The 26,614-nt window shown below is 73.3% G+C and carries 29 protein-coding genes; 10 read left to right on the top strand and 19 right to left on the bottom strand.

Annotated elements, in window-relative coordinates; translation table 11 throughout:
• Positions 1-3: 3 nt before the first annotated feature.
• The 5 genes from PH191_RS13760 to PH191_RS13740 all read right to left on the bottom strand — a co-directional run bounded on the left by PH191_RS13760 (position 4) and on the right by PH191_RS13740 (position 6,575).
• Positions 4-867: an FAD binding domain-containing protein gene (locus PH191_RS13760; protein WP_274195160.1), complete on the bottom strand. Its 864-nt coding sequence runs from the start codon at positions 865-867 to the stop codon at positions 4-6.
• 76 nt (positions 868-943) lie between these two features.
• Positions 944-3,307, bottom strand: a complete 2,364-nt coding sequence (locus tag PH191_RS13755; protein WP_274195159.1) for a xanthine dehydrogenase family protein molybdopterin-binding subunit — start codon at positions 3,305-3,307, stop codon at positions 944-946.
• A 41-nt stretch (positions 3,308-3,348) separates the two neighbouring features.
• The gene (locus tag PH191_RS13750; protein ID WP_274195158.1) at positions 3,349-4,113 is read right to left on the bottom strand and encodes an SDR family NAD(P)-dependent oxidoreductase; all 765 of its coding nucleotides are present in this window, start codon (positions 4,111-4,113) and stop codon (positions 3,349-3,351) included.
• 10 nt (positions 4,114-4,123) lie between these two features.
• Positions 4,124-4,915: an MBL fold metallo-hydrolase gene (locus tag PH191_RS13745; protein ID WP_274195157.1), complete on the bottom strand. Its 792-nt coding sequence runs from the start codon at positions 4,913-4,915 to the stop codon at positions 4,124-4,126.
• A 49-nt stretch (positions 4,916-4,964) separates the two neighbouring features.
• A complete protein-coding gene (locus PH191_RS13740) occupies positions 4,965-6,575 on the bottom strand; it encodes a class I adenylate-forming enzyme family protein (protein WP_274195156.1) in 1,611 nt (536 codons plus the stop codon).
• A gap of 125 nt (positions 6,576-6,700) precedes the next feature.
• On the opposite strand from PH191_RS13740, the gene PH191_RS13735 reads away from it, so the two are divergent.
• The 3 genes from PH191_RS13735 (at position 6,701) to PH191_RS13725 (ending at position 8,769) form a co-directional block, all read left to right on the top strand.
• The gene (locus PH191_RS13735) at positions 6,701-7,336 is read left to right on the top strand and encodes a TetR/AcrR family transcriptional regulator (protein WP_274195155.1); all 636 of its coding nucleotides are present in this window, start codon (positions 6,701-6,703) and stop codon (positions 7,334-7,336) included.
• A 13-nt stretch (positions 7,337-7,349) separates the two neighbouring features.
• On the top strand, positions 7,350-7,955 hold the full coding sequence (locus tag PH191_RS13730) for a TetR/AcrR family transcriptional regulator (RefSeq protein WP_274195154.1): 606 nt from the start codon (positions 7,350-7,352) through the stop codon (positions 7,953-7,955).
• Between the two features lie 115 nt (positions 7,956-8,070).
• On the top strand, positions 8,071-8,769 hold the full coding sequence (locus PH191_RS13725; protein ID WP_274195153.1) for a Pr6Pr family membrane protein: 699 nt from the start codon (positions 8,071-8,073) through the stop codon (positions 8,767-8,769).
• A gap of 4 nt (positions 8,770-8,773) precedes the next feature.
• Here the strand turns inward: PH191_RS13725 and PH191_RS13720 are convergent, their stop codons facing one another.
• The 8 genes from PH191_RS13720 to PH191_RS13685 form a co-directional block, all read right to left on the bottom strand.
• The gene (locus tag PH191_RS13720) at positions 8,774-9,844 is read right to left on the bottom strand and encodes a homocysteine S-methyltransferase family protein (protein ID WP_274195152.1); all 1,071 of its coding nucleotides are present in this window, start codon (positions 9,842-9,844) and stop codon (positions 8,774-8,776) included.
• A 129-nt stretch (positions 9,845-9,973) separates the two neighbouring features.
• Positions 9,974-11,191, bottom strand: coding sequence for a ferritin-like domain-containing protein (locus tag PH191_RS13715; protein WP_274195151.1), 1,218 nt, complete (start codon positions 11,189-11,191; stop codon positions 9,974-9,976).
• On the bottom strand, positions 11,188-12,030 hold the full coding sequence (locus PH191_RS13710; protein ID WP_274195150.1) for a phosphate/phosphite/phosphonate ABC transporter substrate-binding protein: 843 nt from the start codon (positions 12,028-12,030) through the stop codon (positions 11,188-11,190). Before PH191_RS13710 ends, PH191_RS13715 begins: the two co-directional genes overlap by 4 nt.
• On the bottom strand, positions 12,030-13,181 hold the full coding sequence (locus PH191_RS13705) for an acyl-CoA dehydrogenase family protein (RefSeq protein WP_274195149.1): 1,152 nt from the start codon (positions 13,179-13,181) through the stop codon (positions 12,030-12,032). The genes PH191_RS13710 and PH191_RS13705 overlap by 1 nt, the downstream gene beginning before the upstream one ends.
• 242 nt (positions 13,182-13,423) lie before the next feature.
• Positions 13,424-13,573, bottom strand: coding sequence for a hypothetical protein (locus PH191_RS13700; protein WP_274195148.1), 150 nt, complete (start codon positions 13,571-13,573; stop codon positions 13,424-13,426).
• 77 nt (positions 13,574-13,650) lie between these two features.
• Entirely contained in the window at positions 13,651-14,415 is a 765-nt protein-coding gene (locus PH191_RS13695; protein ID WP_274195147.1) for an SDR family NAD(P)-dependent oxidoreductase, read from the bottom strand.
• Between the two features lie 12 nt (positions 14,416-14,427).
• A complete protein-coding gene (locus PH191_RS13690; protein ID WP_274195146.1) occupies positions 14,428-14,928 on the bottom strand; it encodes an SDR family oxidoreductase in 501 nt (166 codons plus the stop codon).
• A 51-nt stretch (positions 14,929-14,979) separates the two neighbouring features.
• The gene (locus tag PH191_RS13685; protein WP_274195145.1) at positions 14,980-16,002 is read right to left on the bottom strand and encodes a zinc-dependent alcohol dehydrogenase family protein; all 1,023 of its coding nucleotides are present in this window, start codon (positions 16,000-16,002) and stop codon (positions 14,980-14,982) included.
• A gap of 186 nt (positions 16,003-16,188) precedes the next feature.
• Between PH191_RS13685 and PH191_RS13680 the strand changes: the two genes are divergently transcribed.
• On the top strand, positions 16,189-17,100 hold the full coding sequence (locus PH191_RS13680; protein WP_274195144.1) for a helix-turn-helix transcriptional regulator: 912 nt from the start codon (positions 16,189-16,191) through the stop codon (positions 17,098-17,100).
• Between the two features lie 28 nt (positions 17,101-17,128).
• Here the strand turns inward: PH191_RS13680 and PH191_RS13675 are convergent, their stop codons facing one another.
• The 3 genes from PH191_RS13675 to PH191_RS13665 all read right to left on the bottom strand — a co-directional run bounded on the left by PH191_RS13675 (position 17,129) and on the right by PH191_RS13665 (position 19,019).
• Complete coding sequence (locus PH191_RS13675) at positions 17,129-17,356, bottom strand: hypothetical protein (RefSeq protein ID WP_274195143.1); 228 nt, start codon at positions 17,354-17,356, stop codon at positions 17,129-17,131.
• Between the two features lie 78 nt (positions 17,357-17,434).
• Positions 17,435-17,752 carry a MerR family transcriptional regulator gene (locus PH191_RS13670; RefSeq protein WP_274195142.1) on the bottom strand — a complete coding sequence of 106 codons (318 nt, stop codon included), beginning with the start codon at positions 17,750-17,752 and terminating at the stop codon, positions 17,435-17,437.
• A gap of 343 nt (positions 17,753-18,095) precedes the next feature.
• Positions 18,096-19,019, bottom strand: coding sequence for a sigma-70 family RNA polymerase sigma factor (locus PH191_RS13665; RefSeq protein ID WP_274195141.1), 924 nt, complete (start codon positions 19,017-19,019; stop codon positions 18,096-18,098).
• 93 nt (positions 19,020-19,112) lie between these two features.
• Here PH191_RS13665 and PH191_RS13660 point away from each other — a divergent pair, with 93 nt between their 5' ends.
• Positions 19,113-19,586, top strand: a complete 474-nt coding sequence (locus PH191_RS13660) for a DoxX family protein (RefSeq protein ID WP_274195140.1) — start codon at positions 19,113-19,115, stop codon at positions 19,584-19,586.
• Between the two features lie 49 nt (positions 19,587-19,635).
• On the opposite strand, the gene PH191_RS13655 is transcribed toward PH191_RS13660, so the two are convergent.
• On the bottom strand, positions 19,636-20,022 hold the full coding sequence (locus PH191_RS13655; protein ID WP_274195139.1) for a YchJ family protein: 387 nt from the start codon (positions 20,020-20,022) through the stop codon (positions 19,636-19,638).
• A gap of 121 nt (positions 20,023-20,143) precedes the next feature.
• Here PH191_RS13655 and PH191_RS13650 point away from each other — a divergent pair, with 121 nt between their 5' ends.
• The 3 genes from PH191_RS13650 (at position 20,144) to PH191_RS13640 (ending at position 22,412) form a co-directional block, all read left to right on the top strand.
• On the top strand, positions 20,144-20,635 hold the full coding sequence (locus PH191_RS13650; protein WP_274195138.1) for an SRPBCC family protein: 492 nt from the start codon (positions 20,144-20,146) through the stop codon (positions 20,633-20,635).
• A gap of 734 nt (positions 20,636-21,369) precedes the next feature.
• Positions 21,370-21,789: a DUF4396 domain-containing protein gene (locus PH191_RS13645; protein WP_420791807.1), complete on the top strand. Its 420-nt coding sequence runs from the start codon at positions 21,370-21,372 to the stop codon at positions 21,787-21,789.
• 125 nt (positions 21,790-21,914) lie between these two features.
• Positions 21,915-22,412 (top strand): VOC family protein, encoded by a 498-nt coding sequence (locus tag PH191_RS13640; RefSeq protein ID WP_274195137.1) that lies wholly within the window; start codon positions 21,915-21,917, stop codon positions 22,410-22,412.
• Positions 22,413-22,466: 54 nt separating this feature from the next.
• Here PH191_RS13640 and PH191_RS13635 read toward each other — a convergent pair whose 3' ends face one another.
• A complete protein-coding gene (locus PH191_RS13635; protein ID WP_274195136.1) occupies positions 22,467-23,714 on the bottom strand; it encodes an APC family permease in 1,248 nt (415 codons plus the stop codon).
• Positions 23,715-23,798: 84 nt separating this feature from the next.
• Here PH191_RS13635 and PH191_RS13630 point away from each other — a divergent pair, with 84 nt between their 5' ends.
• Positions 23,799-24,584 carry an arsenate reductase/protein-tyrosine-phosphatase family protein gene (locus tag PH191_RS13630; RefSeq protein WP_274195135.1) on the top strand — a complete coding sequence of 262 codons (786 nt, stop codon included), beginning with the start codon at positions 23,799-23,801 and terminating at the stop codon, positions 24,582-24,584.
• Positions 24,581-24,994 carry a VOC family protein gene (locus tag PH191_RS13625; RefSeq protein ID WP_274195134.1) on the top strand — a complete coding sequence of 138 codons (414 nt, stop codon included), beginning with the start codon at positions 24,581-24,583 and terminating at the stop codon, positions 24,992-24,994. The genes PH191_RS13630 and PH191_RS13625 overlap by 4 nt, the downstream gene beginning before the upstream one ends.
• 9 nt (positions 24,995-25,003) lie before the next feature.
• Here PH191_RS13625 and PH191_RS13620 read toward each other — a convergent pair whose 3' ends face one another.
• Positions 25,004-26,398 carry a serine/threonine-protein kinase gene (locus PH191_RS13620; protein WP_274195133.1) on the bottom strand — a complete coding sequence of 465 codons (1,395 nt, stop codon included), beginning with the start codon at positions 26,396-26,398 and terminating at the stop codon, positions 25,004-25,006.
• Positions 26,399-26,614: the final 216 nt, after the last annotated feature.

The raw sequence follows: 26,614 nt of genomic DNA, 5'->3' as shown, positions 1-26,614 counted from the left end.
TCCTCAGGCGGGGACGGGGGTGCGGTCGCTCGTCGGGGTCCCGGCGAGCTGGGCGACGGCGCGTCTGACGACCTCGCGGGTGAGGGCGCGCCGGTGGTCGGCGCTCCCGTGCAGGTCGGAGGCCGGCTCGACGCCCCGGGCGGCGGCGTCGGCGATCTCGGCGACGCGGTCGTCCTGCACGGCCCCGGACACGGTCAGCAGGTCGGGGGTGCTGTCGGGGGGCGAGACGAGGTGCGGGACGCCGGCCACGCCGCCGATCACGACGCGGATCCGGTCGCCGAAGCGGGTCGCGACGGCCGAGACGACGGCGAAGTCGCCGTGGCGGCGGGCGAACTCGGAGAAGCCCCAGCCGTCGGGGACGGGCAGCTCGACCTCGGTGATCATCTCGGCGTCGCCCAGGTCGGTCTGGAGCGCGCCGACGAAGAGGTCGGCGGCACCGACCCGCCGGGTCGCGCCCGGGCCTGCGACCTGGACGGCGCCGTCGCACGCGAGCAGGACCGACGGCAGCTCGGCCGACGGATCGGCATGGGCGAGGCTGCCGGCGACCGTGCCGCGGCTGCGGATCGCGGTGTGCCCGATCCAGCGGGCGGCCTCCGCGAGCAGGGGGTGCTGGTCCTGCTCGGCGAGGGTCAGGTGGCGGACGAGGGCCCCGAGGTGGAGCGTGTCGCCGCGCACCTCGAGGCTGGAGAGGCCGGGGACGTGGTTGATGTCCACGAGCACCGCGGGCCGGGCCATGCGCAGGGCGAGGACGGGCACCAGGCTCTGGCCCCCGGCGAGGATCTTCCCCTCGTCGCCGGCGGCGTCGAGGGTGGCGACGGCGTCCGCCACGCCGGTCGCCCGGTGGTAGTCGAACGGTGGGCACTTCATCGGGTCCTCCCGGGAGCGGTGGTCCGTGGACGCCGGAGTGCCACGACCGGGGACCCGTCACGGCGGTCGTCGAGGATCACGGCGTCACCCCCTGCAGGAGCGTCCACACCGACGCCGGGGTGACCGGCAGGTCGTCGACCTCGACCCCGAGCGCATCGGCCACCGCGCCCGCGACCACGGCGTTCGGGGCGAGCGTGCCGCCCTCGCCGACACCGCGGACGCCGGTGGGGTTGGCGGCCGGGGTGCTGACGTGGCCGATCGTCAGCTCGGGGATCTCGCCCGAGGTCGGCATGAGGTAGTCGAGCAGTGTGCCGGTGGTGAGGTTCCCGGCCTCGTCGTAGACGAGGTGCTCGTACATCGCCCCACCGATGCCCTGGGCGATCGAGCCGGCGATCTGCCCGTCGACGATCACCGGGTGGACGATGCGCCCGGCGTCCTCGACGCACACCCAGCTCAGGATGCCGATCTCGCCGGTGGCGGGATCGAACTCCAGCGCACCGAGCTGGACGCCGGCGGCGAAGGCACCGCGGATCGGGTCGTAGAACTTCGTGCCCTCGAGCCCCGGTTCGAAGCCCTCCGGCAACCGGTCGGACTGCAGGTAGGCGACCCTCGCGACCTCGGCCAGCGAGATGATCGACTTCGCCTGCCCGGCCATGTAGACCTCGCCGCCCCGGAGGTCGAGGTCCTCGACGGGCGCCTCCTTGAGCGCCGCGGCCAGCGCGAGTGCCTTGCCGCGGACGTGCTCGCCGGCGAGGTGGGCCGCGCCGCCGCCGATGACGGCCTGGCGGGACGAGAACGCGCCGAAGCCCCAGAGGGACTCGTCGGTGTCGCCGATCCGGACCTCGACCGCGTCGTACGTGACACCCAGGGCGTCGGCGACGACCTGCGCCATGGTCGTCTCGAGGCCCTGCCCCTGGGAGGTGACGCCGGAGAACACGGTGACGGCGCCGTCGGGGTTGATCCGCACGGTGCAGGCGTCGTGACCGGTGCGGAACGCCATGCGGGGGCCTGCCGACGCGGCCCGCCCGAGGCCGGTGAGCTCGTTGTAGATGCCGATCCCGATGCCGAGCGGCTTCCCGCCGCCGGCCCGCCGGCGCTGCTGCTCGGCCCGCCAGCCCTCGAGCCCGAACGTCTCGAGTGCCTGGTCGAGGCAGGCCTCGTACGCCCCCGAGTCGTCGACGAGCCGCGAGGGCATCGTGTAGGGGATGTCCGCGGGCAGGATGAGGTTGCGGCGGCGGAGCGCGATCGGGTCCATCTCCAGTGCCCGCGCGCCGGAGTCCATCAGCGCCTCCATCGCGAACACCGTCGAGGGGCGCGCGACGCCGCGGTAGGGACCCGACGGGCTGGTGTTGGTGGTGACGCCGCGGACCGTGCACTCGTAGTGCGCGAGCTTGTACGGGCCGGTGAGCAGGCCGCCGGCCATGAGGGGCTCGATGCCGGCGGTCCAGGGGTACACCGAGTAGGCGCCGGCGTTGCACCACGCGTCGGCCTTGACCGCGAGCAGCTCCCCGTCGGCGGCGAACCCGGCGCGCAGCACGTAGCGGTGCTCGCGGGCGTGGGTGGCGGACAGCAGGTGCTCGACGCGGTCCTCGACCCACTTGAGCGCGACCCCGGGCATCGCCATGGCCATCAGGCACAGGGCGACGTCCTCGGGATAGAGCACGGCCTTGACCCCGAACCCGCCGCCGACGTCGGGGGCGATGACCCGGATGTTGCCCTCGGGCAGGTCGAGCAGCCCGGCGAGCTGGGTGCGCACGATGTAGGGCACCTGGGTGCCGGACCAGAACGTCAGCTTGCGGTCGGCGATCTCGTAGCGCGCGACCCCGGCCCGGCACTCGATGGGGTTGCCGCCGTGCCGGTTGGTGGTCACCTCGCGGTCCACGACCACCGCGGCCTCCGCGAGCGCGGCCTCGACGTCGCCCGCGCGGAAGGTGCGGGAGAGCAGGACGTTGTCCGGCGCCTCGTCGTGCACCGGGTCGGTGATCTCCTCCGGGGACGCCCAGGCGCACACCTGCGGGCTCAGCGGTTCGTACTCGACGTCGACGCCCTCGGCGCCGTCCTCGGCGTGGTAGCGGTCGTCGGCGACGACCGCGGCCACCGCCTCGCCGGCGAAGCGGACCTTGCCGCGCGCCAGCGGCGGCTGGTCGGTCTCGACGTAGCCCGGGAGCCCCGACTGCGCGCGCAGCGAGACCGACGCCAGGGCGGGGTGATCGCCGGTGAACACCGCGCTGACGCCGTCGGTCTCGAGGGCCTCGGAGACGTCGACCGAGGTGATGTGCGCGTGGGCCAGCGGGCTGCGCACGAACGCGACGTGACGCATCCGCGGCAGGGTGAGGTCGGAGACGTAGCGGCCGCGGCCGGTCAGCAGCCGGGCGTCCTCCTTGCGCCGGACCGCGGTCCCGCTGGCGGTCGGCTCCGGTGCCGGTGACGTGGTGGTCATGGTCCTTCTCTCGCTGGTGCGTCCGTGCGGCGCGAGGACGATCAGGGCATCGCGAAGCCGCCGTTGACCGAGACGACCTGGCCCGTGGTCCACGCCGAGCACGGCGAGGCGAGCAGCAGGATCGTCGGGGTCACGTCCTCGGGGCGGCCGAGACGACGCAGCGGGTAGAGCGCGGTGATCTTCTTGAGGCGTTCCTCGTCGGTGCCGCCGGCGTGGTCGGAGAACCGGTCGGTCTGCACGAGCCCGATCGACACGGCGTTCGCGCGGATGCCGTGGCGGGCGAGCTCCTTGGCCAGCGACTTGGTCAGCCCGAGGGTGGAGGAGCGGGCGGTGGCGGTGACGGTGAGCCCGGACTCCCCGACGCGTCCGGAATCGCCCATGAGCGACACGATCGACCCGACGCCGCGCTCGGCCATGCGCTGTGCGACGGCGTGGGAGATGCGCAGGGTCCCGGTGACGGTCACGTCGATCTCGGCCGCGAAGTCGGACGCCGACCGCTCGAGGAAGCGACCGCGGCTGGTGACCGCGGCGTTGTTCACGAGTACGCCGATCGGTCCGAGCTCGGACTCGACGATGTCGAGTGCGCGGGCGACGCCGGCGTCGTCGCGGGTGTCGACGGCGACCGCCGTGGCCTTGACGCCGGTGGCGCGCATGGCCTCCGCCGCGGCCTCGGCGCCCTCGGCGGAGGTGTTGTAGCCGAACGCGACCTGCGCGCCCTCGGCGGCGAACGCCTCGCCGATGGCGCGGCCGAGGCCCTGCCCGGCGCCGGTGACCAGCACGGTGGTGCCGGCGAGCTGCAGATCCATGAGGTGCTCCTCAGACGGTGACGAAGCGGCGGCGGTCGCCGAAGGTGACGATCCGGCCGTGGGCGAGGCCGGGGAGGTGAGCGGGGACGACGAGGTCGGCGGTGTCGGTGACCTCGCGGACCAGGGCGTTGCGCATCGCCTGCGCGGCCCGGGGGTCGACGTCGAAGGTCGCCTCCCAGTCGGGCTCCTCGAGCTCGACGACCGAGTGCGCGACGTCGCCGACCAGCAGGGCGCGCTCGCCCCCGCCGGACACGACGTAGGTGGTGGACCCGGGCGTGTGGCCCGGGGTGGGTCGGGCGTCGAGACCGGGCGCCAGGGTGATCTCGGTGTCGAACACCTCCAGACGGTCCCGCAGCGGGGCGAGCTTGCGCACCGCTCCCGGCGCGGCGTCCGCGGCGTCGACGAAGTGCGCCCAGTCCGCGGTGTGCACGCGGTACGTGGCGTTGCCGAACACCACCTCGCCCTTGCTGGTGGCCCAGCCGACGTGGTCGAAGTGCAGGTGGGTGAAGACGACGTCGGTGACGTCGGCGGGGGAGACGCCGTGCGCGGCGAGCGCGTCGAGGAACCCGCCGCCGGCGTAGTGGTCGTTGTGGACGCGTCCGACCCCGGCGTCGACGAGCACCGTGCGGTCCCCGGTGCGCAGCAGGAACCCGCCGAGGGTCAGCTCGAGGTCCCCGAGGGCGTCGAGGTGCTCGGGGTGACAGGCCCACCGGTCCTCGCCGGGCACCGAGAGCACCTCGCGCGCGTTCTCGCGACCGGTGCCGTCGATCACCGGCAGGATCTCGACGTCGCCGACCTTCACCGTCGGGTCCCCTCGTCGGCGGGCGAGGTCGCTCTCGCGAGATCGTTGCTCAGCTCCACGTCACGACCTCCTGGTCGAGGCTCCGGGGTGCGGGCGCCGGGAGCGGCGGCCCGGCGACGTCGTCGAGGCGCCGGGCGAGCTCGAAGCGCTTGATCTTCCCCGAGCCGGTGCGGGGGATGGTGTCGGTGAGGTGGAAGCCGTCCGGGACCTTGAACCACGCCAGCGCCCGGCGGCAGTGCTCCCGGAGGGCCTCGGGGTCCGGTCCTGCGCCGGCCCCGGGGTCGGCGACCACGAACGCCACCGGCACCTCGCCGAGGTCGGGGTGCGGCCGTCCGACGACGGCGGCGTCCGCGACACCGGGGGCGTCGAGCAGGGCGTTCTCGATCTCGGCGGGGTAGATGTTCTCGCCACCCCGGATGATCATCTCCTTGGTGCGGCCGCTGATCGTGAGGTAGCCGTGGACGTCGGCGCGGGCGAGGTCGCCGGTGCGGTACCAGCCGTCGACGAGCACGTCGGCGGTCTGCTGGGGCTTGCCGTGGTAGCCGCGCATGACGCTCGGGCCGCGCACCCACAGCTCGCCCTCGCCGCCCGGTGGCGCGTCCACGCCGGTGGCCGGATCGACCAGCCGGACGGCGAGGCCCGGGATCGGCAGCCCGCAGGAGCCGTACGGGCGGGACCCGTGCGGCCAGTTCATCACCACCATCGTCGAGGTCTCGGTGATCCCGTAGCCGTCGAGCAGGGTCGCGCCGAACGACCGCTCGAACGCCTCGTTGACCGCCGCCGGGAGGATCGCGCCGGCCGAGACCGCGACGCGGAGCCGGTGCGCGGGGGGTCCGCCGCCGTCGCGCGCGCTCGCGGCCTGCAGCAGGTAGGAGAACGTCGTCGGCACACCGGGGAGGACCGTGTAGTCGCCGGTCGCGAGCAGCTCGAGGACGCGGCTCGAGGAGAAGCGGGGGAGGATCCGTTCGCCCGCTCCCGTGGCCGCGACCCCGAGCACGCACAGGTCCAGGGCGTAGGAGTGGAACAGTGGCAGCGCGGACAGCACCGTGTCGTCCGGGCCCAGGCCCATGATCGGCGCCCAGCAGGCCGCCACCACCCACAGGCAGCTGCGCAGGCTCAGCTCCACGCCCTTCGGGCGCCCGGTGGTGCCCGAGGTGTAGAGCATGAACGCCGTGGCGTCGAGGTCGTCGGGATCGGGCGCGGGCACGTCCGGCTTGCGGCCGATCAGCTCGGCGTACGACGGCCACCGCGGCGCCGTCCCGCCGACCAGGACCACCGGGACGTCCGCCGGGACGAGACCGGCGACGAGGTCGGCGTGGGCGACGTCGGTGACGACAAGGCGCGCGCCGCAGTCGCCGAGCATGTACTCGAGCTCCGCGGGCCCGGCGTCCGGGTTGAGGCACACCGCCACGGCACCGGCCCGGGGCACGGCGAGGTAGGTCTCCGCGGTCTCGACGGCGTTGGCCATCACCATCGCCACCCGGTCGCCGGCCCCGACGCCGAGGGAGACGAGGTGGCCGGCGAGGCGGGCGGTGGTGCGGACGAGCTCGCCGTAGGTGATCTCGCGGTTCTCGTCGGCGAACGCCGTCGCCTCGCCCCGTGCGCGGGCGTGGCCCTCGAGCAGCACGTGGAGCGGTCGGATCACCTCGGTACGCAGCATCGCGCCTCCTCGACCAATTAACGCTCGTTAGTACGGTAGGGGTGGTGGGTGACCAGGGCAAGGCTTACTCATGCTCGTTCGTTCTGGGACCATGCATGCGACGTCCGGACCGAGGCGGTGGATCGATGAGCACGAACCCGACGGACCTCGCGCCCCGGCGCGCCACCCGCGCGGCGCTGACCCGGGAGGTCGTCCTCGACGCGGCCCTGACGCTCTTCGCGCAGCGGGGCTACCACGGCACGGCGCTGAGCGAGATCGCCGGCGCCCTGCATGTCCGGACCCCGAGCCTCTACAACCACATGGACTCGAAGCACGAGTTGCTGCGCACCATCGTCGACCGGGCCACCGCGGGCGTGCTGGCCGACTTCCACGAGGCCGTCGACCCCGACGACCCGCCCGTCGAGCAGCTCCGGCGGGCCGCCGAGGTCTACGCCCACCGTCACGCCACGCATCGCCGCGACGCGCTCGTGGTCAACCGGGACACCGGCAGCCTCGAGGAGCCGGCGCTCAGCGACCTGCAGGCCCGTCGTCGCGAGCACGAGCACGCCCTGCGCGCCGTCATCGCCCGCGGCGTCGAGCAGGGCGACTTCCACGTCGAGTCGCCGGCCCTGGCGTCGTTCGCCATCCGGGAGCTGTGCGTGAGCATCGCGCGCTGGTTCTCCGACGACGGCGAGCTGACGGCCGAGGCCGTCGCCGACCAGTACAGCCGTTTCGCCCTCCGGATCGTCGGTGCCTCGGACGCCCGGCTCCCAGCGCGTTGAGACGATGGCGACCGTGAGCGCCGCGCCCGGCGATCGCGCCGCCGTCACGCCCGCGGCGGTGCGCGACGCGGCGACGACCCTGTTCGCGGAGAAGGGCTATCACGGGACGGCGCTCAGCGAGGTGGCCGCGCGGCTCCGGATCCGGACGCCCAGCCTCTACAACCACATGAGCTCCAAGCAGGAGCTGCTGGCCGAGATCGTGCTGACGACGTCGCAAGAGGTGTGGGCCGAGTTCGAGGCCGCCGTCGACGGCCGTGACGACGTCGTGAGCCGGCTGCGCGAGGCGGCGAGGGTCTACGCGCTGCGTCACGCCACCCACCGGCGCGAAGCGTTGATCGTGAACCGTGACGTCGCCAGCCTCGACGAGCCCGTCCTGTCGCAGGTCCTGGAGCTCCGCCGACGCCACGAGCGCGCCGTCCGCGACCTGATCGCGGAGGGGGCGGACCGTGGTGTGCTCGTCGTCGAGACCCCTCGGGTCGCGTCGTTCGGCGTGCTGGAGATGTGTGTCAGCGTCGCCCGGTGGTTCTCGCCCGGAGGCCCGTTGACGGCCGAGCAGGTGGCCGAGCAGTACAGCGAGTTCGCGCTCCGGGTCGCGGGCCACGTCGGCGCCCCCACCTAGTCAGGGCGTGCGGAGCGCAGGCACTTTCGTGTCTCGACACCCCACGGCGCGCCGTCCCTCGCGAAGATTCCGGGTCAGCAGCGATCACCCCTGCTCGACGACCACGAGGCACACCATGACCGCCACCACCACGCGACCGACGTCGACACATCGGCGGGCCGAGCAGGCGTCCCGCCTCTGGCACCTGCTGATCGTCGTCGACGTCGCTGCCGCCCTGGTCATCCAGCTGGGGCTCATCCTCACCGGCGGCCCGGACCCCAACACCGGCGAGGCCGTCGCCTCGGTCGGGATCGGCACCCGGATGATCCAGACGCTGAGCTACTTCACCATCCAGAGCAACATCCTCGTGCTGATCGCCGCGGCCACCCTGGTGGTCCACCCCGCCCGGGACGGACGGGTCTGGCGCATCCTCCGGCTCGACGCACTTCTGGGCATCACGATCACCGGCCTGGTCTTCGACCTGGTCCTCATCCGCTACGTCCACCCCACCGGCTGGCCGCTCGTCGCCACCATCGGCTTCCACTACATCGCCCCCTGGGCGACCCTGCTCGGGTGGCTGATCTTCGGCCCCCGCCCCCGCATCGACCGCAGGACCATCGCCTGGGCGTTCCTGTGGCCGATGCTCTGGATCGCCTACACCTTCATCCGCGGCGCGCTGGTCGGCTGGTATCCCTACCCGTTCCTGGACGTCGACGTGATCGGCTACTGGGCGTCGATCCGCAACACCGCGTTCGTCCTCGTGGTGGCCGTCGTCCTGGTGGCGATCTTCACGAGGCTCGACCGGTTCCGCACCGTCGGCTCGGGTCCTGGGTGAGGTGTCACAGCAGGGTGCGGTACTCCTGGTTCGAGGGCCGCAACCGGGGGTCGGCACCGAGGTAGACGTGCTTCGACATGTCCGGTGAGTACCTGCTGGCCGGCGGGGTGCGCCCCAACGTCTCCGCCATCGCCCGCAGGTGGTGCGGTGCCGCGCCGCAGCACAGGCCGAAGTAGCCCACGCCGGCGGCCCGGGCCCGGCGGGTGAAGTCCGCGATCTCGTACCGGTGGCAGGTGAACGGGTCGAGCGCGGTCGGGAACGGGAGATCCTCCGGGAGCGTGGTCGGCCCCTGGTCGCGCAGCGCGTGGAAGGTCGGCTGCTCGGGGTGGGTGCGGTAGGGCACCGGCAGCGCGGCGACCGGGACGTCCACCGCCGCGGCGATCGGACCCAGCAGCGGCAGCATCGTGGCCGGACCACGCACACAGTTGAGACCGACGACGTCGGCGCCGCGAGCGGCCAGCTCGCGGCACGCCTGCGGCATCGTGACCCCGTCCCGGGTCACCGGCTCCTGCCCGGCCACCAGCAGCAGCACCGAGGGCAGTCCCGCCGCGCGGATCACCTCGAGGGCGATCTCGGCCTCCCCGAGGTACCGGAACGTCTCCCCGATGACGAAGTCGACGCCGGCCTCCGCGGCCCAGCCCACCTGCTCGGTGAACATCTCCCGCACGGTGGCGTGCGTCGCGGGATCGGCCGGGTCGTAGACGCCGGTGTTGCAGATGTTGCCCGCCAGCAGCGTGCCGGTGCTGTCGGCCACCCCGCGGGCGATCTCGAGCGCCTGCCGGTTGAGCGGTTCCAGGATGTCGCCCTTGCCGATCACACGCAGCTTCTCGCGGTGCGCGTAGTACGTGAACGCCTCGACGACGTCCGAGCCCGCGTGCACGAACTGCCGGTGCAGGGCGGCGACCTCCTCGGGATGGTCGAGGACCACCTCCGGGACGAACGCACCGGCCTGCAGGTAGCCCCGCCGCTCGAGCTCGAACAGGTAGCCCTCGCCGCACACGACCGGCCCGGCCGCGAGGCGCTCGGCGAGGCCCGGACCGCGGAGGGACTCCGGCACCGGCTGGGGAACTGTCATGGTGGCCTCGCTTCGCCGTCGTCGATCTCCCCAGGGTCGCGGTCGGCCGGGGAGATGATCCTCTCCGGTCGATGCGCAGCGACACTGATTCGAGAAGGTGCGCCTTATGAGGGCCGGCAGGCCTGGCGATCACATGAAGTTGCGGGTGTGCAGGGCGGAGAGCTCGGCGGCCTCGTCCGGCGGGAAGCCGAGGCGTGCCAGGCGCTGACGGCGGCCGTCGTCCATGGCGTGGTGCAGATCCTGGACCGCGTCGTGACCACGCGCGATCGCCTCCGGGGTCCAGTCGCCTGCGGCGAGGACGACGAGGGCGTCGAAGACGTCGGCGTTGAGCCCGGCGGTGTCGACGAGGGCGTCGTGGCGTCGCTCGATCGCGGCGCGCAGCCTGCCGGGCAGCGTCGGGTCGCGCCGGCCCTGGTGCTCGAGGTGGGCGACGCCGAACGCGACGTGGCGCGCCTCGTCGATCCGCGCCAGGTGGGTCACCCGCGCGGTCACCGGGTCGGGGGCGTGGCGCTCGAGGAACGCGAGCAGTGCGAGGAAGCTGCCCTCGCCCAGGACCGAGAGCAGGAAGGTGGCGAGGGAGAAGTCCGGCTCGGCGAGCAGGGTCGCCAGCGACGATCGCCCACCGGCCGACGAGGTGCCCATGTCGGCGCCGTGCAGCAGGGCGCGCCGCGTGAACACCTCCATGTGCCGGGCCTCGTCCGCGGCCTGCACGGCGAGGAGCTGCTGGACCTCCCGGAAGTGCGGGTGCACGCGGGCGAGCAGGCCGGCGGGGACGACCAGGGCGGCCTGTTCGTTCTCGACCAGGTAGGTCATGACCTGCACGACGGCGGCCTCGACGTCCGCCGGCACCGGCTGGTCCGGGGTCGCGGTCCAGTCCACCGCGGTGGCCGGGTCCCACTGGGCCGCGGCGGCGTGGGCGTAGAGCCGGGGCGCGAGGTCGGCCCACACCACGTCGCGGTCGTCGAGGTCGAAGCGACCCCGGGGCCCGCCGGCCTCGACCAGGGCACCACGCGCGGCGAGGCCCCACCGCGCCGGCGGCCGGGCGACGATCCCGTCCACGCCCGGACCGCCGGCCCGTTCGGCACCGGCCCAGCGGTCGATGTCGGCCGAGCCACGGACGAGCTCCCAGGTGGCGGTGCGGTCGGACCGCACCGCGAACCCGTGGCCCCGCCGCCGGGCCCACGCCCGCAGGTGGACCCCGAGCGCGGGGTCCCCGCCGGTGACGGTGACGCGTCCGCCGACCGGGAGATCACGCAGGGCGCGGTCGACGAGGAGGTGGGCGCCCCGCTCGAACCCGAGGAACCCCAGATCGAGCACGGGATCGAGCGGGGCGCCGGGTCCTGTCACGGCGTGTACTCCGTGGCGGTCACCGCGCCGCCCGCGTCGTAGAAGCCGACCTCGTCGACGGCCCGGGTCAACGGCCCGAACCCGCTCGTGCGTCCCGGGACCCACTGCTTGAGCCCCTCGAGGTCGAGCAGGGGACGGACCTCGGGATCGGCGTAGGACATCGACGCCAACAGCCGGACGAACTCGGCGGCCTCCGCGGCCGGTGCGGTGTCGACGATCGCCATCGTGCAGTGGTCGTAGACCGGGGTCTGCGCGAGCAGGCGGGTCGATCCCGGGGGCAGCGTCCCCTCCTGGCCGAACAGCAGGTGGTTGCCGTCGATCATGCAGGCGGCGTCGACCTCGCCCGCCACGAGGGCGCGAGCGGCGTCCCGCTCGCCGCCGACGTGGTCGCCGTGCAGTCCGACGCCGACGTCGAAGCGCCGCACGCGCAGGTCGGTGACCCCGGACGCACGCAGGAACGACAGCGGGATCAGCGTCGACTGCGGGGAGTCGACCGCCCCCACCGCCACCGTGCCACCCGCGAGGTCGGCGACGGATGACGCCGGGGAGTCGCCGCGGACCACGACCACCGAGGTCAGGTCCTGGTCGGTGTCGCGCATGATCGCCGACTCGACGCGGCGGCCCTGCGTCGCGGCGAGCCGCTCGCTGCGCACCCACGCCAGCGGCGAGTTCCACGCGGCGTGGATGTGGCCGGCCACCAGGTCCTCGACCTGGCGCTCGTAGTGGGAGTAGAGGACGTGGTCGAAGTCCAGGCCCTGCGCGCGCAGCCAGCGCCGGAACCCGTCCCAGATCGTGAGGACCTTCGGGTCGTAGGCGACCCCGCCCATGAGCAGCGTCATCAGGCACCCCCGAACAGCGGCAGGCCGAGGGTGGCCCGGCCGACGAAGTCGTGCAGCGCGTCGGTGGTCGGCGCCATGACCCGCGCGGCCATCGCGTCGCGGTAGCGGCGCTCGATGCCGAGCTCCTTACGGAAGGCGGCGCCGCCGCACAGCCGCATCACCCCGTCGGCGACGTCCGCGGCGGCCTCGGCGGCCACCGCCTTGACCTGCAGCACGCGCAGCGTCGCGTCCGCGCGCCCCGAGCCCAGCGCCGCGAGGGTGTCGGCGAGGAACGCGCGGGTGGTGTCGACGCGGGTGCGCAGGGCGGCGAAGGCGAGGCGGGTCGGTGCCTGCTCGGCCAGGCTCTGGCCGAGGTGCTCGAGGCGGGAGGAGGTGAGGTGGCTCGCGGCCTCGTCCACCAGCGCCTCCATCAGCCCGAGCGACACCGCGGCGTTGCCGACGAGGAACGCCGGCAGCGCGGTGCCCAGGGCCACGTCGAGGCCGGCGCCGTCGTCGGCGAGCCGGGCCGAGGTGGGGACGACCGCTCCGTCGGCGGTCATCGGCGACGAGCCGTTGCCGCGCAGGCCGAACCCGTCGAACGCGCCCGCGACCGTGACCCGGGGCGTCGCGCCGGGCACGAGCCACAGGGTCATCGGCCCTTCCGCCGACACCGGGCGGCTGGACCAGACGTAGCTGTCGGCCTCGCCGGCCGAGGTGACCCAGCTCTTCGTCGCGTCGAGGCGCACACCGTCGTCGACCGCGGTCGCGGTGCTCGTCGGCGCCCAGAAGTGGCTGCGCGAGCCGCGCTCGGAGAACGCGAGCGTGGACAGGTGACGGCCGGCGGCGATCTCCCGGCGGACGTCCTCGGGGCCGTGGGGTTCGATCACCGCGACCGCGGCGTGGTGCATCAGCACCACCATCGCGGTGGACGCGTCGGCGCGGGCGATGCGCTCGAGGACGGCGGCGACGTCGGCGAGGGTGCCGCCGGCGCCGCCCACCTCGGGGGCGCTGAGCAGGCCCAGAGCGCCGGCCGCGGCGAGGGACTCGACGTCGGTGCGGGGGTAGGCGCCGGTGCGGTCGACCTCGGCGGCGGCCGGGGCGACGGTGTCGTCGACGACCGTGCCGACCGCGTCGACGATCTCGGACAGGCGGGGGACAGCAGAAACAGCCACGAGGACTCCTCCGTGGGATCGCGGGAAACGATCACGGCGGACCTCGCGGCGCACCCTGGGAGTGCGCTACCGGTCGCCGTGACCGTGCGGAAGCCGCCCGACCGGGCGGCACGACGAGGGCTCAACGGCGGCGCAACACGACGACCACCTCCCTCGGGGGCCCACGGCCCACGATCCGGGCCGGACACATCCTCGGGTGAGGACCACGGCGCGATCAAGACCGCGGCCGTCGTGGAACGAGTTCAGAGAGATGACGCCGACTTCTCGCGCAACGCCTCACGACGCTGCTCGCCGTCGTGGGCCGCAGCCTCGACCGCGGCATCGCTGTCGGGCCCCGACCCGATCGCCCCCGCGACCGTCGCGAAGCCCGTGGCCGGCCACGCCAGCCGCACGTGGTCGACGAAACCCGGCCACGTGGCGGCGTCGCTGGAGCAGACCGGGGACTCGAGGAAGAGCGGTCGGCACGGGATCAGACGGCGGTGTAGCCGCCGTCGACGGGGAGGGCGACGCCGACGACGAAGGCGGCGCCGGGGCTGCAGAGCCACAGCACGGCAGCGGCCACCTCGTCGGCGGTGCCGAGGCGGTTGATGGGCTGGTTGGCCTCCGCCTGCGTGCGGTCGAGGTCCCCGGAGTCGATCATTCGTGTGACCATCGGGGTCTCGATGGTGCCGGGGCAGATGGCGTTGATGCGGATGCCGCGGGGTGCGTACTCGACGGCGGCGCTTCGGGTCAGACCGATGACGCCGTGCTTGGACGCGTGGTAGGCGGCGCGGCCGGGCAGGCCGACGAGCCCGCCGAGCGAGGAGCAGTTGACGATCGCACCGGAGCCCCGGGTCCGCATCTGGGCGAGCTCGTGCTTCATGCTCGCCCAGATGCCGCGCAGGTTGACGCCGTTGACCTTGTCGAAGACCTCGGCGGGCTCGTCGGCGGCGTCGGTGAGCGGCGACTGGATGCCGGCGTTGTTGTAGGCAAGGTCGAGGCCGCCGAAGGTCTCGACGGTCCGGCGTACGGCGGTGGCGACCTGGTCCTCGTCGGTGACGTCGCAGGACAGGGCGAGCACGCGGTGCCCGGCGTCGCGCAGCTCGTGCTCCGCGGCGTCGAGCGCCTCTCCCGCGAGGTCGGCGAGCGCGACCGCCGCACCGGACTCGGCGAAGGCCCGCGCGGTGGCCAAGCCCATGCCGGAGCCGGCGCCCGTGACGAAGGCGGTCTGCCCGGAGAAGTCATAGGTCGGCATGGTGATGTCCTCTCAGATCGTGGACCAGACGGTCTGGCCGCCGTCGACGACCATCGCGTGCCCGACGGTGAACGTGGCCTCGTCCGAGCAGAGCCAGAGCACCGCCACAGCGATCTCCTCCGAGCGGCCGAGGCGGCCGATCGGTTCCTGGGCGACGACCGCCGCGTAGCCCTCCTCGGTGCCGCCGGTGAGGCGCCCGATCATCTCAATGTCGATGATGCCGGGGCAGACGGCGTTGATGCGGATGCCCTGCGCCGCCTGCTCGAGGGCGGCCGAGGTGGTCAGGCCGATCAGGGCGTGCTTGGTGGCGGCGTAGGCGGTCTGGTCGCGGAAGCCCCGGACGCCTGCCCCCGATGCGGTGTTGACGATCGCGCCGCCACCGGCGCCGGCCATGACCTCGATCTCGCGACGCAGGGAGGGCTCGCGCGGGGTGTGGAAGATGTCGACGTAGACGTCGCCGGTGAAGCGTTCGGCCGGCGCCTTCGCGGTCGGAGCGACGGGTTCGAGTTCCACGGACCTCTCCTCGGGACCGAGTGGGCGTACCCCGTAGCCGGGGCGACCCGGCTACGGGGTCAGCAGGGTCTTGATGGCGCGACGCTCGTCCATGGCGCGGTAGCCCTCGGCGGCCTCGTCGAGGGGGAGGGTGAGGTCGAAGACCCTGCCCGGGTCGATCTCGCGGCGGGTGATGAGGTCGATCAGCTCGGGCAGGAAGCGCCGGACCGGGGCGGGGCCGCCGTGGAGGTGGACGTGGGAGAAGAACAGCGGCAGACCGGGCAGGGAGACGTCGTGGGAGACCCCCACGTAGCCGACGTGCCCGCCGGGGCGGGTCGAGTCGATTGCCTGCATCATCGACTCCTGGGTGCCGACGGCCTCGATCACCGAGTGCGCGCCGAACCCGTTCGTCATGTCCTTGATCCGCGCGACGCCCTCGTCGCCGCGCTCGGTGACGATGTCGGTGGCACCGAAGTGCCGGGCGAGCTGCTGGCGGGACTCGTGGCGGCTCATGGCGATGATCCGCTCGGCGCCGAGCTGCTTCGCGGCGAGCACGCCGAGCAGCCCGACCGCGCCGTCGCCGACGACGGCGACGGTCTTGCCGGGGCCGGCCTCGGCGGCGACGGCGCCGAACCAGCCGGTGCCCAGCACGTCGGAGGCGGCGAGCAGGCTCGGGAGGAGGTCGGGCGACGGGGTGTCGGGGGTGGCGACGAGGGTGCCGTCGGCCAGCGGGACGCGCAGGTGCTCGGCCTGGGCGCCGAGGGTGCCCATGATCTCGGCGTGCGGACAGGAGGGCTGGTAGCCGGCGCGGCAGATCTCGCAGGTGTTGTCCGAGGCGAAGAACGAGCCGACCACGAACTGCCCGGGACGGATGTCGCGGACCTCGTTGCCGACCTCTTCGACGACGCCGACGTACTCGTGGCCCATCGGCGCCGGTCCGGCGACGTCCTCGATGCCGCGGTAGGGCCACAGGTCCGAGCCGCACACGCAGGTGGCGGCCAGGCGGATGACCGCGTCGGTGGGCTTCTCGATCGTCGGGTCGGGACGGTCCTCGACGCGGACGTCGCCGGGGGCGTGCAGTACTGCTCCTCGCATGGGTGTTCCTCATCGGTGCGTGGGTGATCGCGTCGCGGTCCGGGTGGCGGACCGGCGATCTCGAGACAACGCCTTCTCGCGGGCGCGTGGGAGGAGCCCTCGACACGGGTGCCAGCAGGGGGGTGCTGCCGGCACCCCCCGCGACGGCACCCCGCACACCCGGCGGGCCGGACCTACCGTGGAGTCATGAGTGGTGCCGACAACCGCGTCGAGCTCGGCGAGTTCCTGGCCTCCCGGCGAGCCCGGATCACCCCGGACCATGTCGGGCTGCCGGTGTACGACGCCGGCAAGCGCCGCGTGCCCGGGCTGCGCCGCCAGGAGGTCGCGACCCTCGCCGGGCTGTCGATCGACTACTACACCCAGCTCGAGCGCGGCAAGGCCGGCGGCGTGTCCGAGGCCGTGCTCGACGCCATCGCCCGGGCCCTGCAGCTCGACGAGGCCGAGCGGGCGCACCTGGCCGACCTGCGCCGGAGCATCGCCACCGGCCCCGCACGAGCACGCCCCCGAGCCCGGCGCTCGAGCACCGTCCGGCCGATGGTCCAACGGTTGCTCGACGCGATGACCGTGCCGGCCATCGTGGGCAACGCCCGCCAGGACCTGGTGGCGGCGAACGCGCTGGGCTACGCCTTCTACGCCCCGCTCTACCCCGACCCGCAGCACCCCGACCCGAGTGTGCCGGTGAACTTCGTGCGGTTCTGCTTCCTCGATCCCCGGGCGCACGAGTTCTACCCGGACTGGGAGTTCATGGCCGACGTCGGGGTCAACAACCTGCGCACCGAGGCCGGGCGCGATCCCTACGACCGCGGCATCTCCGACCTGGTCGGAGAGCTCTCGACACGCAGTGAGGAGTTCCGGGTGCGGTGGGCCAAGCACAACGTGCGCCTGCACCAGACCGGCACCAAGCGCTTCCACCACCCCGTCGTGGGCGACGTCGAGGTCGGCTACGAGACCATGCCGATCCCGGCCGATCCCGGGCTCGTCCTCACCGTCTACAGCCCCGAACCCTCCACGCCGTCGGCCGACGCGCTCTCGCTGCTCGCCAGCTGGACCGCGACCCGGCCCGCCGCCACCAGCGAGCAGGACGACAGGTCGCACTGACTCCGCGGCGCACCCGGAGCGCTGCGGACTACGGCCATGCCGGAGGTCGCGACGGCTGCCCCGGGACGTTCTCGCTCGGGGTCGGTTCGGATTCGACCGCGAACACCGATGTGAGTGGACCGGTGATGAAGCGACCGGTCGCGATGAGTTCGCCGTGCTCGCCCTCGACAGGCACCAGCTCCGCGAACCCGAAGCTGTGGCCGTCCACCTCGAACGTCCGCTGTTCCACCTGGTGCCACCCGTCGGCGAGGAGCACGCGGGTCACGTCGGGCTGTTGTCGTCGTGGGATGGCGCTCATCGTGTCTCCTCGGGGTGCTGCCGCCTACGGGAGTCCTCAGCCCTCGCGCTGGTCGGCGATGGTGCGCCGCGCCTCGTCGAGCTGGTCCTCGAGGACCACGATGCGGCACGCGGCGTCGAGGGCGGTGCCGCGGTCGAGGAGCTCCCGGACCCTGGCGGCCAGCCGGAGCTCGTGACGGGAGTAGCGGCGGTGACCCCCTCCGGAGCGCTGGGGGTCGAGGAGTTTCGCCTCGTCCAGGCTGCGCAGGAAGCCGGGGGTCGCTCCGACCATCTCGGCGGCACGGCCGATGGAGTAGGCGGGGTAGTGCTCGTCATCGAGCCGCTGCGTCACGGCCTCGGACTCTCGGGCCAACATCACCTCCGACGGACGAGGGGCCCCGGCGCACCTTGCGCCGGGGCCCCTGGGGGATCAGGTCTGCACACTGTCGGCCGGCTCGGGAGCCGGCCTCGTACCGCAGGAACCGACGAGCGGGTGCTGCGGGGATCGGGGGAGCTCGATAACCGAAGATCACCATCCGTTCCGACGAGTCGGTGGGTCCGGGCCGAGACGACCCGGACGATCTGACGGTGCGCCGACCTCCCTTCCCGTGTCTCTTGATCTTCTGCTTGCGCGACGCAGAAAGTACACCTGCCGCCGAGACCATGTCTAGCGTGGCGAAGGGAGATTTTCTCGGTCGCCGGGTCCGGTGTCCTCGTCGTCACCCTGCGGTTCGCGGCGGCCGCTGGATGTCGGGGTCCAGGTGAACCAGCCGCTCGCGGTCGGCGTAGAGGTCGATCTCCACGATCCGCCGGCCGCGCATCGCGAAGCCCTGCACCGAGACCAGCTCCCCGTCGACGATCGTGACCACGCCGGGGCCGCCGTCGACGACGGCCGGACGAGCGAAGGCGGCGAGACGGGCGAAGGTGAGCGCCTGCCGGGCCACGTCGGCGGCCCCGGAGAACTCGACGACGCGTGACCGGTCCGGGGCCGGCCCCCGGTCCACCCGCAGGACGACCTCGGCGTCGAGGATCGCCATCAGCCCCGCGAGATCCCCTCCGCGAGCCGCGGCGAGGAACGCCAGCACCACCTCACGGTGGAGGGGATCGCCGGGGTCGGCATCGGCGGCCGGGACCCGATCGCGCACCCGGGCGCGGGCACGGCTGGCGAGCTGTTTGGTGGCGGCGGAGCTGCGCCCGACGGTCGCGCCGATCTCCTCGAACGGCACCGCGAACAGGTCGTGGAGCACGAACACCAGACGCTCGACGGGGGAGAGCGACTCCAGCACCACCAGCAGCGCGAGACTCACCGAGTCCACGAGGACCGCCGACTCCTCGGGCGTCGGCGCCCGGTCGACCTCGTCGGCTCCTCCCCAGGTGACGACGGGGTCGGGGAGCCCCGGATCGAGGGGCGCCTCGCGACGGGCGGCCCGCGTGCGCGGCATGTCCAGGGCCACGCGCCCGACGACGGTGGTCAGCCACCCGCCGAGGTTGGTGACGGCGTCGCTGTCCGAGCGCGCGAGGCGCAGCCAGGACTCCTGCGCCGCATCGTCGGCGTCGGCCGTCGAGCCCAGCAGGCGGTAGGCCACGGCGTGCAGGTGCGGGCGGAGCGTGTCGAACCGCTCGGCGAGGTCGGTCTCGCTCACGTGTCACCTCCCGGCGTCCGGCTCCGTCACCGAGATGACGCACCCGGGGCCGCGGACGTGACGAGCGGCCACCACCACTGTCGGGAGACCTCCATGAACACACCGATCAGCGCCATCACGCGACGGCGGCTGCGCGTCGGCCTGTACTGGGTCGTGAGCGCCCCGGTCCTGCTCGAGACCGCGGTGGGGATCCAGTGGGACCTCGCCCGCATCCCCTACGTCGTCGACATCCTCGGCCGCCTCGGCTTCCCCGCCTACTTCGCGACGATCCTCGGCATCTCCAAGATCCTGGCGCTGGTGGCCCTGCTCGTACCCCGCACGCCGCGTCTGAAGGAATGGGCCTACGCGGGACTCACGTTCGTCTACCTCGGCGCGGCGGCCTGCCACGTCGCCGTCGACGACGACCTCGGCGCCGTGATCACTCCGCTCGTCCTGGCCGCGCTCACCCTGGCCTCCTGGGCCCTGCGGCCGCCGTCGCGTCGCGACCCGTCACCCCTCCGCGCGCCCTGGTCGTCCCGCCGGAACCCCGACGTCGGCGCTCGTCCGGTCGGGGCTGCCGTCACCTGATGCCTCCGGAAGCCGAGGGTCGGGTCGGACCGGGTTCCGCTCTCCGGGGTCAGCGGGCGGTCCCGTCCCGGTAGAACCACCGCCCGGCTTCCCGGACGAATCGGCTGCGTTCGTGCAGGACCCCGCTCTGCGGGCCCTCGCGGTGGTGGGCGCGGAACTCGACGACTCCGTCGGTGTCGAAGAGGCCGCCGCCCACGCGCTCGAGCACCTCCAGCTGCGTCCAGCGGATCGCGGGGTCGAGTGTCAGCGTCGTCGGGCGGGTCGACGGGTGCCAGGTCCGCAGCAGATGGTCGACGTCGCCACGCGCGAAGGCCGTGTAGCGCGAGCGCATGAGCGCCTCGGCGGTGGGGGCTGCGATGTCGGACTCGCCGAGATACCGGCCGCAGCACGCGTCGAACGGTTCGGGCAGGCCGCACGGGCACGGTCGGGAGGACACGGCCCTCGAGTATGCCGTCCGGTGGAGGTCGTCGAGGCGAGGCGATCTATAACGATAGACTAATATAAATCGAGGCCGCTAGTGTGCGTCGGTCGGCGAGGACAACCGGGAGCGCTCCGCCATGAAGTACACCGTCTCGATCGAGATCGCCCTACCGCGGGAGAGGGTGGCCCAGTTGCTCGCCGACCCCGCGCACCTGCCGAAGTGGCTCCGAGGCCTGGTGCTGCACGAACCGTTGAGCGGGACGCACGGGCAGGTCGGGACCGAGTCACGCGTCGTGATGCAGATGGGCACGCAGACGATGGAGGCGACCGAGACCATCACGCGCCGGGAACCGGCGGACCTGCACGGCATCCCGCGGGACAGCGTCGTCCACTTCGACCGCGAGATCGTCACCGAGGGCATGTGGAGCGCCGCGCGCGAGCGGCTGACCGAAGCCGGTCCGGAGACGACCCTCTGGGAGAGCGAGAACGAACACCGGTTCAGCAGCGTGCCGATGCGACTGGTGGGGCTCGTCATGCCCGGCGCCTTCCGCAAGCAGACGCGTCAGCACATGCAGGATTTCAGGGCGTTCGCCGAGCAGGGAACGGACGTCCGCGAGGCGACGGGCTGACCCACACCGTCGGCACCATGCGCGGCTGCGGCGCATCATGCCCGGTCGCCAGGCCTCCCTCGATCATCTCGGCGCCTCTGTTCGACCCGGTAGCCGGCGACGACGTGGGCAAGGCCCGCCAGGGCGACCACGATCGCGGCCAGGGGGTAGACGGCGGCCGCGACGCACGTGATCACGGCCCAGAAGCCGATCACGAGGAAGAGCGCTCGGTGATACCGCTGCCGTGCGCCCCACGGGCCGAGCCGCTGCGGTGCGCCGGCCCCCTGACCACCGGGATGCGGCTGGGCCCACGCCAGCAACCGCGAGAGCGGAACCGCGAAACGAGACGCCACTGCCGACCCCCGACGAACCGCAAGGAGGGTCCCCCGACCCACCCGGTGACGGTACCGGGACACCGCCTCCGACCGGACGTTCTCGGGTCTCGACCACCCACACGCGCGTCCCTGACGACCCGCTCGTGCGCGGATCGCCGCCCCGCCGCCTCCTCCGGAGGTCGCGCGAGTTCGGGTCGGGGACGGCCGCGGTGGCCCGGGGCACCGGAAGGGGTTGTCGCGGCTCGCATCGAGGAGTATCACTGGGTACGCGATACCCCCAGGGGGTATCTAGCCCGTGATGGATCTCGGCGTGGGAGGCACGCGATGGAGGACGGACCGTCGTCGGTCGGCACGAACGACGAGTTGGCGCACGCGCACGACGGAGACATGGCCGGTGGCTGGGCGTCGGTGTCCTGGTCCATGGCGGCCCAGGCGACGGCGCACTGCCTGACCGGGTGCGCGATCGGTGAGGTCCTCGGCATGGTCATCGGGACCGCGCTGGGGCTGCACGATGCCGCCACCGTGGTGTTGGCGGTCGCGCTCGCCTTCGTCTTCGGCTACGCCCTCACGATGCGCGGCGTCCTGCGGGCCGGGGTCGGGTTCCGTCAGGCGCTGCGCGTCGCCCTCGCCGCCGACACCGTCTCGATCACCGTGATGGAGATCGTCGACAACGCCGTCATGCTCGGCGTTCCCGGGGCGATGGACGCCGGCATCACCAGCGCCTTGTTCTGGGGAGCGCTCGCGTTCGCGCTCCTGGTGGCCTTCGTCGTCACCACCCCGATCAACCGCTGGATGATCAGTCGGGGGAAGGGGCACGCCGTCGTCCACGCCCACCACTGAGCGAGATCGCGCGCACCGGGTCTCCGCAGCACCGGGTCTCCGCAGCAGTGGGGTGACGCGGGCGAGGAGGGAGAGCAGACTCTCACCGACCGCGATCTCTCACACCTGTCGACGAGGAGCGTGCGGTGGGTATCGGCGTCACGAAGGTCATGCACGTCAAGATTCCCGTGACCGATCTCCAGGCCAGCGTCGACTGGTACTGCCGGCTGATGGACCTCACGTTGACCCACGAGTTCATCGAGCACGACGAGCTCCGTGGGGCGGCCCTGCAGTCGACGGAGGGCGGGTTCTCGTTCGCTCTGCGCCTGCGGCAGCACTGTGCCGGTGCGCCCGATCTGCACGGGTTCGACATCGTGGCCCTGCACATGAACAGTCGGGAGTCTCTCTCCGTCGTCCAGGAGCGGAGCGCGATGCTCGGCGCCGACCACACGCAGGTGCAGGATCGCGGACCGCACGAGGCCGTCGTCGACGTGACCGATCCGGACGGCACGCTGCTGCGCTTCTACTGGAAGGACCTCGCCCAGGAGCCGGACGTCTTCCTCGCGTTCGCCTTCAGGGACAACGGCCCGCCCGAGATCACCCGTGAACCCCGGCTGCGGGCGCCCAGCGTTCTCGGTCGCTGAGGCCGACGGCGGGCGTCCGCCGACGGTGTCCCGGCCCCGCTGACCCGGGCGTCCTCATCGTCGAGCGACGGCCAACCGGGCGGCGCGGTACGCGATGCCGACGGCGTAGACGAGCAGCCCGGACAGCACCGCGGGCGAGGGCAGGGTGGCCACGAGGAGCAGGCACCCGATGGCCCCGACGACCTGGAGCCAGCGCGGGAACCGGCGCTGTTCGGGCGGCTGGGTGAAGGCCGACAGGTTGGCGATCAGGTAGTACACGAGCACGCCGAACGACGAGAAGCCGATCGCCTCGCGCAGGTCCACCGTGAGCACGAGTACCGACACGACGACGGCGACCGCGACCTCCGCGCGGTGCGGGACCTCGTGGCGTGGGTGGACCGCAGCGAACCACGGGGGGAGGTCGGCCCGGCGTGCCATGGCCAGGGTGGTCCGGCCGACGCCGGCGATCAACGCCAGCAGCGCCCCGAGCGCTGCCGCCGAGGCGCCGACGGCCACCACCGGGACGGCCCAGGCCCAGCCCCCGACCGCGACGACGTCGGTCAGCGGAGCCCGCGACGTCGCGAGCCGCGCCGGACCGAGCACGACGAGGAGCGTCACCGCGACGACGGCGTACACCGCGACCGCGACGGCGAGGGCCGTGACGATGGCGCGCGGGATGGTGCGCCGGGGGTCGCGCACCTCCTCGCCCATGGTGGCGATCCGGGCGTACCCCGCGAAGGCGAAGAACAGCAGGCCCGCCGACTGCAGGACCTCGAGAGGACCCGGCGACGGCACCGCGACCAGGCCGGCGATGTCCGGCGTCCCTCCCGTGAGCCCCGCGACGACCGCGACCGTCAGCGCGAGCAGCACGACGGTGACGATCACGCGGGTGAGCCGGGCCGTGCGGGTGATCCCGCGGTAGTTCACGGCCGCGAGCGCGACGACGGCGGCCACGGCCGCCGGGCGTTGCCACGGACCGGGCACGGCGTAGGCGGCGAAGGTGAGGGCCATCGCGGCGCAGCTGGCCGTCTTCCCGACGATGAATCCCCAGCCGGCGAGGAAGCCCCACCAGTCACCCAGCCGCTCGCGGCCGTAGACGTAGGTCCCTCCCGAGACCGGGTACTGCGCCGCGAGTTGGGCCGAGGCGGTGGCGTTGCAGTACGCGACCGCGGCGGCGATCCCCAGCCCGATCAGCAGCCCCGCACCGGCGGCCGCCGCGGCCGGTGCGAACGCCGAGAACACCCCGGCGCCGACCATCGAGCCGAGTCCGATCAGCACGGCGTCGGTCAGCCCGAGCCGGCGTGCCAGCTGGGGGTCGGTCACCTCGGCTCCCTCGGTCGACCTCCGACGGGGCAATCCATCAACTGCGTTTGATGGATCGACCGCTCGGCGCGCATACTGCTGCGCGTGCCGAGCCCGGGTCAAGTCGCCGCCCCGCCGCCCTTCGTGGCGCTGGCGGCGCATCCCGTGCGCTGGCGCCTCATGACCGAGCTGGCCGGCAGCGACCACCGGGTGCGGGAGCTGGTGACGCGGCTCGGGCAGCCGCAGAACCTGGTCTCCTACCACCTGCGGTTGCTCCGCGACGGCGGGCTCGTCACCGCCACCCGCAGCTCCGCCGACCGGCGGGACAGCTACTACCACCTCGACCTCGACCGCTGCGCCCACGAGCTGGCCGGCAGCGGCACCGCCCTCCACCCGGCCCTGCGGACGAGTCGCCCGCCGTCGGACCCTCCCCTCGCGCGGGGGAGCGGACGGCCCCCGTCCGTCCTGTTCGTCTGCACCGGCAACAGCGCTCGCTCACCGGTGGCCGAGGCCCTCCTCACGCTCCGTTCGGTCGGCGGCGTGCGGACGACGAGCGCGGGCAGCCGACCCAAGGAGCACCTGCACCCCGACGCCGTCCGCGTGCTGCGCGAGCGCTTCGACGTCGACGTGTCGTCCCAACGGCCCCGGCACCTGGACGACGTCGCCGACAAGTCGTTCGATCTCGTCATCACCTTGTGCGACAAGGCGCGGGAGGTCTGCCCGGAGTTCTCCGGCCCCGTCCGACGGATGCACTGGAGCATCCCGGACCCGGCGGCGGCCGGTCCACAGGACGACGCGGCCTTCGAGCGCGCCGCGCACGACATCGACACGCGCGTCGGGCACCTCCTGCCCGTCCTCGCCGCGACCGAACACCGAGAGGGTGAGCCGTGAACCCACCAGGGGAGTACGCCAGCGTCCGCTACCTCGTCGAGGACGTCGGGGCCGCGATCGACTTCTACACCGGGCACCTGGGCTTCACGCTCCACACGAGCGCCGCGCCCGCTTTCGCCGACGTCCTGCGCGGTCGACTCCGGCTCCTGCTCTCCGGGCCCGCGAGCTCCGGTGCGCGCGCGACACCCGCCGACGCGGCGACACCGGGAGGCAACCGCATCCACCTCGAGGTCGACGACCTCGACGCCGAGATCACCCGCCTCCGCGCCGCCGAGCTGCCCTTCCGCAGCGACCTCGTGGCCGGGCCGGGAGGCCGTCAGGTCCTGATCGCCGACCCCGACGGGAACCTGGTCGAGCTGTTCCAACCGGCGAGCTCCCGCACGGTCACACCGGCGACCGGGACCGCCTGAGGGCGCGGCTCAGCGGCCGTGCCCGCGACCGTTCTTGGGTCCGTTCCCCTTGTTGTCGTGCTTGTCCTCTCCGCCGTGGCCACCGCCGCGACCTCTGCGCTCGTCGCCGGGAGGATCGAGATCGTCATCACCGGAGCCCGCAGCCTGAGCCGTGGTCCCTCGCGATGACACGGAGCTCGGCGGTGCGGCCGACGCGACCTCCTCGACCGGTGTCGATGTCGCGGTGCTCGGTGTGAGGGGCACGATCGGCGGCCCCGCCGACGGCGGGGCAGAGGCCGGCCCGACCACGGGCGACGCCACCGGGGCCGCCGGAGCGGGTCCGTGGGCCAGGGTCAGGAACCCGGCCGCGCCGAGGACCCCCACCAGGCTCGCCCCGACTGCCACGACCCTGCGGGAGGAGCGCCACCTCGCCGTCAGCGCCGCCCGATGGCGCCCCGCGCCAGGGGTCGCTGCGGGGGTACGGCCCGCGTCCTCGGGCGTCAGGGCCATCGTGGTCGACGGGGCGGAACGCCCCACCGGCGAGGACCACGTGGTCGCGTCGCCGGGGGCGTCCGCACCGCTCGCCCCGGTGAGAAGGCGGGCCACGGCGTCGGCGCTCGGACGCCGCTGCGGATCGTGGTCGAGCAGGGTGTTCAGCACCGCATCGAGACGCTCCCTCCGGCGCGGGGGCTGGCCGGCGTCCACGCGGACGCCCTCCGGCACGTCGAGGACGTGACCGGCTCCGGGGCGGGGCGGGGCGCCCTCGAGTGCTGCGTGGAGCGTGGCGCCGAGGGAGTACATGTCGGCGGCGGCGGTGGGCGCGTCCCCGCACGCGACCTCGGGGGCCATGTAGTTCGGGGTGCCGGCCACGAGGTGGTCGTCCTCGCCGAGGTCGGCATGGATGATCGCGATGCCGAAGTCCGTGACCGTGACCGTGTCACCAGGGCCGACCATCACGTTGGCCGGCTTGACGTCGCGATGCACGATCCCGCACCGGTGCATCGCCGTCAGGCCCTCGGCGATCTGGGCGCCGATGGCCGCGACACGGGCGGCGCGGAGCGGGCCCCGCCGCTCCAGGAGGTCGGCCAGCGAGGGCGCGGCCACGTACTCCATGACGAGGCAGACCTCGCCGTCGAGCTCGGTCATATCGTAGATCGCGGCCAACCGCGGGTGGTGCAGGCGCGCGGCGACCCGGCCCTCCCGGTGCGCCCGGTCCCGGATCTTCCGGGTGTGGACGTCCGTGAGCGCGCGCCCGGCGTGCAGCCGCTTGATGGCGACGTCGCGGTCCAGCAGCTTGTCGTGCGCCCGCCACACCGAGCCGGACCCGCCGCGCCCGACCCGCGCGAGCAGGAGGTACCGCCCCGCGACGAGGTGTCCCGGCTCGAGGGTCACCGCATCGCTCAGCATCGTCGTGGGCGTCGACATGACCCTCCTCCGGCCGGCCTGGTGCCGGCACTCGGGTATCGCCGACCGTGACCGTTCCGTTACCGATCCGCCTTCTCGCCGTCCCCCGACATGTTCGTGCTCGTAGCCCGTGGTCGCCGGCACGGGCAGCATCGCGACGGAACGCTCACTCGGGCCCGGCAGCCTCGCCACTCTTCTAGAGTCGGCGACGACGTGGCTGACCGGCCATCGACCGCG

The organism is Actinomycetospora callitridis, from assembly GCF_028737265.1.
GTDB classification, from domain to species: Bacteria; Actinomycetota; Actinomycetes; order Mycobacteriales; family Pseudonocardiaceae; genus Actinomycetospora; species Actinomycetospora callitridis.
The sequence above is the reverse complement of the archived record's forward strand: the minus strand, read 5'-3'. Positions and strand labels throughout refer to the sequence as shown.

What these genes read in the sequence shown, in the direction of transcription:
- PH191_RS13755 (WP_274195159.1), bottom strand. Translation starts at nt 3,307, where the DNA reads ATGACCACCACGTCACCGGCACCGGAGCCGACCGCCAGCGGGACCGCG.
- PH191_RS13660 (WP_274195140.1), top strand. Translation starts at nt 19,113, where the DNA reads ATGAACACACCGATCAGCGCCATCACGCGACGGCGGCTGCGCGTCGGC.
- PH191_RS13760 (WP_274195160.1), bottom strand. Translation starts at nt 867, where the DNA reads ATGAAGTGCCCACCGTTCGACTACCACCGGGCGACCGGCGTGGCGGAC.
- PH191_RS13740 (WP_274195156.1), bottom strand. Translation starts at nt 6,575, where the DNA reads ATGCTGCGTACCGAGGTGATCCGACCGCTCCACGTGCTGCTCGAGGGC.
- PH191_RS13645 (WP_420791807.1), top strand. Translation starts at nt 21,370, where the DNA reads ATGGCGGCCCAGGCGACGGCGCACTGCCTGACCGGGTGCGCGATCGGT.
- PH191_RS13750 (WP_274195158.1), bottom strand. Translation starts at nt 4,113, where the DNA reads ATGGATCTGCAGCTCGCCGGCACCACCGTGCTGGTCACCGGCGCCGGG.
- PH191_RS13650 (WP_274195138.1), top strand. Translation starts at nt 20,144, where the DNA reads ATGAAGTACACCGTCTCGATCGAGATCGCCCTACCGCGGGAGAGGGTG.
- PH191_RS13670 (WP_274195142.1), bottom strand. Translation starts at nt 17,752, where the DNA reads ATGTTGGCCCGAGAGTCCGAGGCCGTGACGCAGCGGCTCGATGACGAG.
- PH191_RS13710 (WP_274195150.1), bottom strand. Translation starts at nt 12,030, where the DNA reads ATGACGCTGCTCATGGGCGGGGTCGCCTACGACCCGAAGGTCCTCACG.
- PH191_RS13695 (WP_274195147.1), bottom strand. Translation starts at nt 14,415, where the DNA reads ATGCCGACCTATGACTTCTCCGGGCAGACCGCCTTCGTCACGGGCGCC.
- PH191_RS13685 (WP_274195145.1), bottom strand. Translation starts at nt 16,002, where the DNA reads ATGCGAGGAGCAGTACTGCACGCCCCCGGCGACGTCCGCGTCGAGGAC.
- PH191_RS13725 (WP_274195153.1), top strand. Translation starts at nt 8,071, where the DNA reads ATGACCGCCACCACCACGCGACCGACGTCGACACATCGGCGGGCCGAG.
- PH191_RS13680 (WP_274195144.1), top strand. Translation starts at nt 16,189, where the DNA reads ATGAGTGGTGCCGACAACCGCGTCGAGCTCGGCGAGTTCCTGGCCTCC.
- PH191_RS13620 (WP_274195133.1), bottom strand. Translation starts at nt 26,398, where the DNA reads ATGTCGACGCCCACGACGATGCTGAGCGATGCGGTGACCCTCGAGCCG.
- PH191_RS13735 (WP_274195155.1), top strand. Translation starts at nt 6,701, where the DNA reads ATGAGCACGAACCCGACGGACCTCGCGCCCCGGCGCGCCACCCGCGCG.
- PH191_RS13720 (WP_274195152.1), bottom strand. Translation starts at nt 9,844, where the DNA reads ATGACAGTTCCCCAGCCGGTGCCGGAGTCCCTCCGCGGTCCGGGCCTC.